The following is a 5,467-nucleotide window of genomic DNA, read 5'->3' on the forward strand; positions in this document are numbered from 1 at the left end:
CCCCCACCGCCGCAGATTCCGTCCGGCCGGCGCCGCCGCCCTCGCCATCGGCCTGGCGGCCGTCACCGGTTGCAGCGGCGACAGCGGCGCCGACGACGACACCGTGAAGGTCGGCCTGGTGGCCTCCCTGTCGGGCACCTACGAGCCGGTCGGCACGGAGCTGCGGGACGGCTTCAAGCTGTATCTGGACACCCATGGCAACAAGCTGGGCGGCCGAAAGGTCGAGCTGATCGTGGCGGACGAGGGCGACGGTCCGCCGACCGCCGTGCCGGCGGCCACCAAGCTCGTCAAGAAGGACAAGGTCGACGTGCTGACGGGTCTCGTCGGCGGCGGCTCGGTCAACGCGGTCCTGCCGCTGATCCAGCAGGCCAGGATCCCCTTCCTCGGATCGAACGCCCGGCCTCCGGTCAAGGACATCGAGTACGTCTGGACGACCAGCTTCCTGTCCGACGAGCCGGGCCGGGCCATCGCCCCGTACATCAAGGACAAGGTCGACGGACCGGTCTACGCGATCGGCCCGGACTACCAGGGCGGTCACGACGAACTGCGCGGATTCACCGATGAGTTCGAGCGGATCAAGGGGAAGCTCGCCAACCCGGACGGCAAGACCACCTGGACGCCGTTCCCGAAGACGACCAACTTCATGCCGTACTTCGCGGAGATCGCCAAGACGGACGCCAAGGCGGTGTACTGCTTCTACGCCGGCAAGGCCGCGATCGACTTCGCCAAGCAGTACGCCCAGTCGGACATCGCCGATCTGCCGCTGTACACGGCCTTCGTGACCGAGGGCAGCGTCCTCCAGGCCCAGGGCGCGGCGGCGAAGGACATCTACTCGGTCCTGAACTACGCGGCCGACCTCGACAACGAGGCCAACCGCACGTTCGCCGCCGACTGGACGGCGGAGCACGACACGCAGCCCACCACCTACGCGATGGCGTCGTACGACGCGGCCGCCGTACTGGACAAGGCGATCGCGGACGCGGCGAAGGACGGCGACGTCACGTCGCAGACCATCAACAAGGCCATCGCGGGTCTGGGTCAGATCGACAGCCCGCGCGGCGCCTGGGAGTTCGGCGACAAGGCCCACTCACCGGTTCAGACGTGGTACCTGCGCCAGGTGCGGCCGGACGGGGCCCAGTTGGCCAACGTCATGGTCCAGGACCTGGCGACGCTCGGCAGCTGACATGGATCTCCTCGATGCCCACCTCATACCGGCGGTGGACGGGGTGGCCTTTGGACTGCTGCTGTTCGTGGTCGCCGCCGGCCTGAGTCTCGCCTTCGGCACGGCGGGTGTGCTGAATCTGTCGCACGGCACGCTGTACGCGATCGGCGCCTACACGGGGGCCGAGCTGAGCGACGGGACCTGGGGCGGTCTCGCCCTCGGCCTGGCCGCCGGAACCGCCGCGGCGTGCCTCGCCGGGGCGGGGCTGTCCGCCGCGACGGCTCCGCTCGCCCGGCGTGGGCATCTGGCGCAGGCACTGCTGACGTTCGGGCTCGCCCTGATCGGCGGTGATCTGCTCATCCAGCTCTTCGGGGCGGACGAACTCCCCGTGCGCGTTCCCGAGGCGCTCGACTCCTCGGTGATGCTGCTGGGGCACCGCTACCCCGCCTACCGGCTCTGCTTCATCGTGATGGCCGTGCTGCTCGCCGCGTTCGGGACCTGGGTGCTGACCCGGACCCGGATGGGCGCCGCGGTACGGGCCGCCGCCGACGATCCGCAGATGCTCGCGGCCACCGGGCGCAACCCCCGGGCGGTGCACACCGGCGTCCTCGCGGCGGCGGGCGCGCTGGCCGGGGCGGCGGGCGTACTGGGGGCGCCGATCATCGGCCCCGGCCCCGGTACGTCCGAGAACGTGCTGATGCTCTCCCTCGTGGTGGTCGTGCTCGGCGGGCTGCGCTCGCTGTGGGCGACCTTCTTCGCGGCGGTCGCGGTGGGCGAGGTGCAGACGCTGGGCGTCTCGCTGGCACCCGATCTGGCGCCGTATCTGCTCTTCGCCGCGATGGCGGCGGTGCTGGTGCTGCGCTCCCGCTTCGCGGAACCGGCCGCGGGGCACGGCCCCGAGGGTCCCGGACCGGACCCGGTCGCCCGGCTCCGGAGTCACCTCGCCGGCCGTCTGCGACGACGGCCGCACGGGACGCCGGAGACGGCCGGAGCCGCAGGGACGCCAGGGATGTCAGGGGCGTCAAGGGCGCCGCAAGGGGCGTCAGGGACAGCAGGGGCGTGGGAAGCGGGCCGGACCGCGGACCGGGCTGGCGCGGCGCCCCGCGAGCGCGGGCGGAGCCTGCCGGCCTGGATCGGCCGGCTGCCGGGCGGGGCCGCGTGGCGGCAGGCGGCTCCCCTGCTCGTCCTGCTCGTCGTGCTGATCTCCCTGCCGGCCCTGCTCGACGCGTACAGCATCTCGCTGGCCGGTTCCGCCCTGGCCCTGGGGCTGCTCGCGGTCAGTGTCACGATCCTCACCGGCTACGCGGGACTGCCCACCCTGGGGCAGACCGCGCCGTTCGCCGTGGGCGCGTACGCCACCGCCAACCTCGCGGAGGCCGGGTGGACCGTGGGTCCCGTGCAGCTCGTCCTCTCGGCGCTCGCCGCCGCCGTCTTCGCCCTGGTGGTGGGTCCGGCGGTGATCCGGGCCCGCGGCACCACCGTCCTGATGATCACGCTCGCCATCGGCGAGCTGACCGGCGCGGTCGTCAACCAGCTCAAGTCCGTCACCGGCGGCGCCGACGGACTCGTCGGCTTCCCGGCCACCCGGGCGCTGTGGGGCGGGCAGGAGATGCTGGAGGAGAGCCGGCTGTACACCTACGCGCTCGTCGTCGCCGTCGTCGCCGTCTCCATCACCCTGCTCGTCCTGCGCTCGCCGGCCGGGAAGCTGCTGACAGGCACCCGGGGCGCCGAGGCGCGGATGCGTGCCTCCGGGCACCCGGTCGGGCGCTACCTGCTGGTGGCCCACATCTGCGCGGGCGCGCTGGCCGGGGTGGGCGGTTCACTGATGGTGACCGTCCAGCAGTATCTCGCCCCCGCCGACGTCGGGTTCGAGATCGCCGCGTTCGCCCTGCTGGCGGTGGTCATCGGCGGTACGACGTCCGTGATCGGCGCCCTGCTGGGCGCCGGGCTCATCGTCGCCACCCGGGACTGGGTCGCCGGTTCCTGGCCCGGCCACGGTCCGCTGCTGCTCGGTGTGCTCTTCGTCGCCACCGTGTACCTGCTGCCGCGCGGCCTCGCGGGGCTGCGCGGTGGGTCCGGCGGCGGGAGCGGGCCGCCGTCCGAGGCTCCCGTGACCGGGGATCCGTCCCCGTCGGCGCCCGCCCCCCACCCCGCCGGGAAGGTCTCCCCATGACACCAGCACCGACCACCGCGGCGCCGGAGCATCCCGTACTGGACCTCACCCGGCTGACCCGCCGGTACGGCACCCTCACCGCCGTCGACGACGTCAGCCTGCGGCTCCCGGCGGGCGCCCGGCACGCCGTCATCGGTCCCAACGGCGCCGGCAAGACCACCCTGCTCAACCTCATCGCGGGCACGGACCGGCCCGACCACGGCACGATCGCCCTGGACGGCACCGACATCACCCGGACGCCGACCGCCGGACGCAGCCGTCTCGGCGTCGCCCGCAGCTTCCAACAGCCGTCGGTGATCCGGGAGTTGTCGGTGCTGGACAACATCGTCCTGGCCGGCTGGCCGCACCACCCGAAGCGCCGCGGAGCCTGGCGCAGCCCGTCCCGCTACCGGCTGCACACCGAGTCCGCGGCCCGCCGTCTGGAGACCGTCGGTCTCGCGGACCTCGCCCACCGGCCGGCGTCCACGCTCTCGCACGGGCAGCGCCGCATGCTCGACCTCGCCGCCGCGCTGGCGGGCGACCCCAGGCTGCTGCTCCTGGACGAGCCGGCGGCCGGACTGACCGACGACGGCATCGGCCTGCTGCTCGCCATCCTCGGCGGTCTGCCTGCGACCGTCTCGGTCATCCTGGTCGAGCACCACGTCGAGGTGGTCGCCCAGATCTCGTCCACCGTCACGGTGCTGGCCGCCGGGAAGGTACTCGTCACCGGCCCGACCCAGGAGGTCCTGGCGCATCCCGAGGTCCGCGACGCGTACCACGGCACCGGCTCGACGGCGGGCCCGGCCGCCGCCCCAGCGAGAGGATGACCGACGCCCGATGCTCGAACTCACCGGCCTGACCGCGGGTTACCACGGCGGCACCGTCCTGCACGGGCTCGACCTGTCGGTCCCCGCCGGCACGGTCCACGCCGTCGTCGGCCACAACGGCGCCGGCAAGACCACCCTCGTCCACACCGTCGCCGGACTGATGCGCCCGAGCGCCGGAACCGTACGCCTCGACGGCCGCGAGGTGACGGGGCAGCCCGCGCACCGGATCGCCCGTGCCGGGATCGGACTCGTACCGCAGGGCCGCCGGGTGTTCGCCGGGCTCACCGTCGACGAGCACCTGCGGCTGTCGTACCGTCCGCCGCGCCGGGGCGACGCGGAGCGGCCCAGCGTGTGGACCCCCGCGCGCGTGACGGAGCTGCTGCCCCGGCTGGGCGAGCGCCGGGGCAACCGGGGTGCGGAGCTGTCCGGCGGCGAGCAGCAGATGCTGGCGCTGGCCCGCGCCCTGCTCGGTTCGCCGCGGCTGCTGCTGCTCGACGAGCCGACGGAGGGCCTCGCCCCGGTGCTCGTCCGGCAGGTCCACGAGCTGGTGGCGACGCTGGCGGCCGAGGGCATCGCCGTACTGCTGGTCTCCCCCAGCCCCGCCCAGGCCGTCGAGTCCGCCGGGGCGCTCACGGTCCTCACCTCGGGGCGGACGACGCTGCGCATGGACGGTGCGGACGCCCGCGCCGACGGCAGCGCGCTGCACGCGGCGCTGGAGCTGGCGCCGACGGCGGTCTGATACGCGGGCGGGAAGGGGCCGCGCGGCGCGGTACGGGGCCGCCGGGCCGCCGCCTTCCCGCCCGGGGGTCTACCCGGCCTTCAGGCTGTGGCCGCCGAAGCCGCTGCGCCGGTCGGAGCCCTTGTTCTGGTCCTGCCACCACGCGTCGAACGCGGTCGGGCCCATGGCGGACCAGTCGGGTGTGTTCTCGACCTGCGCGGCGCCCATCCGGCGGGCGAGCGCGACCATGGCCGACCCGACGGGCCCGCGCCCGGCGTCGTAGCTCTCCAGGATCTCCTTCCAGCTGCCCCCGGCCGTCCAGGCGGCCTCCAGGGCGGTGGCGTCCTGGAGCGCCTTCACGCTGCCGCCGCCGATGTGCGGCCGGGCGACGCTGGCGGCGTCTCCGACGAGGACCATCCGTCCCGAGGTGTAGTGCGGCACCTCCAGGTCGTAGATGGGCTGGATGAAGGTGGTCTCGGCGGGGGTTCGCAGCACCCTGGCCGCCCAGTACGGCGGGAAGTTGTCGGCTACCAGGGCCCTCAGATGCGCGGTGAGCTCGGAGTTGAGCCTGCCCGGCGGGAGGGAGGTGGGGGCCCGCAGGTCGGGGT

At 73.9% G+C, this 5,467-nt stretch carries 5 protein-coding genes; 4 read left to right on the forward strand and 1 reads right to left on the reverse strand.

Features of this window, described 5'->3' with window-relative positions:
- The 4 genes from HET64_RS36105 to HET64_RS36120 form a co-directional block, all read left to right on the forward strand.
- The coding region (locus HET64_RS36105; protein WP_251146354.1) for an ABC transporter substrate-binding protein at window positions 1-1,183 on the forward strand (1,183 nt) is incomplete at its 5' end.
- Between the two features lies 1 nt (window position 1,184).
- Complete coding sequence (locus HET64_RS36110; RefSeq protein ID WP_215111465.1) at window positions 1,185-3,335, forward strand: ABC transporter permease; 2,151 nt, start codon at window positions 1,185-1,187, stop codon at window positions 3,333-3,335.
- Window positions 3,332-4,141 carry an ABC transporter ATP-binding protein gene (locus HET64_RS36115; protein WP_215111466.1) on the forward strand — a complete coding sequence of 270 codons (810 nt, stop codon included), beginning with the start codon at window positions 3,332-3,334 and terminating at the stop codon, window positions 4,139-4,141. Before HET64_RS36110 ends, HET64_RS36115 begins: the two co-directional genes overlap by 4 nt.
- Window positions 4,142-4,151: 10 nt before the next feature.
- Complete coding sequence (locus HET64_RS36120) at window positions 4,152-4,880, forward strand: ABC transporter ATP-binding protein (protein WP_215111467.1); 729 nt, start codon at window positions 4,152-4,154, stop codon at window positions 4,878-4,880.
- A gap of 69 nt (window positions 4,881-4,949) precedes the next feature.
- Here the strand turns inward: HET64_RS36120 and HET64_RS36125 are convergent.
- Window positions 4,950-5,467, reverse strand: a 518-nt coding sequence (locus HET64_RS36125) for an FAD-dependent monooxygenase (protein WP_215111468.1), incomplete at its 5' end; no start/stop codon positions are given.

Source organism: Streptomyces sp. McG3, assembly GCF_018619185.1.
GTDB lineage: Bacteria > Actinomycetota > Actinomycetes > Streptomycetales > Streptomycetaceae > Streptomyces.